This is a genomic window from Mycobacterium sp. IS-1264 (genome assembly GCF_001954195.1).
Taxonomy (GTDB): Bacteria; Actinomycetota; Actinomycetes; order Mycobacteriales; family Mycobacteriaceae; genus Mycobacterium.
In genome coordinates, this window is sequence record NZ_MBES01000098.1 from 1 (window position 1) to 981 (window position 981).

The following is a 981-nucleotide window of genomic DNA, read 5'->3' on the forward strand; positions in this document are numbered from 1 at the left end:
TCGATGTGGCCGCCCATCAACTGTTCGGGCGCTGAGTAAGCGACCGTGCCCACGGTCATACTGGTTGCTGTTAAGCCACTGACTCGTCGTCGAGGTTGCGGGCAATACCGAAGTCGGTCAGCAGCGTTCGGGTACGGCCCTGGTCGTCAGGGCTGGTGATCATTATGTTGGACGGTTTGATGTCGCGGTGCAGTAGTCCACGACGATGCGCGTCGTCAAGGGCATCGGCGACCGCAGCGACAATTTCGGCCACCCATTGGGCGGGCATGCCCGCGACGTAGTGCTCGGCCAGCAAGCGCGCGCAGTCGGCGCCGTCCACATAGTCCATCGACATCCACAGCTGGCCGTCACACTCGCCGCGGTCATGGACGGAAACAAGGTGCGGATGCCACAGCGACGACGCTAAGTCGGCCTCTCGAATGAACCGCTCTCGAAAACTTGGGTCGGCGGAGACATCGGCGCGCAAAACCTTCAGCGCTTCCAGCCTGGGCAACCGCGGATGTCGAGCCAAATAGACCTCACCCATTCCGCCGCTGCCCAACAGCCGCACCACGGTGAACCCGGCGAAATCCGCCCCTTCCTCTAGCGGCATGCGCCGCATACTACAAGCGCAGCGGCTGACCAGTGACACTCCGACAAAAACAGCGTCGACTCGGGATAGTGCGTAGCGGTGCATTCTTGAACAACCGGCGATGGGCGTCGTTAACATTTGCGCATGCCGTTGATGAGCGGTGCCTCGTTCGCCGGCTACACCATCGTGTCGCTATTAGGGACCGGTGCGATGGGTGATGTCTACCTCGCTCAGCACCCACGGTTGCCGCGGCGGGACGCCCTCAAGATTCTGAACGACCAGCTATCCAGTCAACCCGACTACCGGGATCGGTTCATCAGGGAGGCCGACTTGGCGTCGTCGCTGTGGCATCCGCACCTTGTTTCCGTCCATGACCGGGGCGAATTCGAGGGTGATTTGTGGATGGCGAA

2 pseudogenes are annotated in these 981 nt (G+C 61.6%); one reads left to right on the forward strand and one right to left on the reverse strand.

Annotated elements, in window-relative coordinates:
• Window positions 1–592: pseudogene (locus tag A5744_RS23885) on the reverse strand (serine/threonine-protein kinase); the annotation flags it as partial.
• A 123-nt stretch (window positions 593–715) separates the two neighbouring features.
• On the opposite strand from A5744_RS23885, the pseudogene A5744_RS23890 reads away from it, so the two are divergent.
• Window positions 716–981 (forward strand): annotated as a pseudogene (locus tag A5744_RS23890) (serine/threonine protein kinase); the annotation flags it as partial.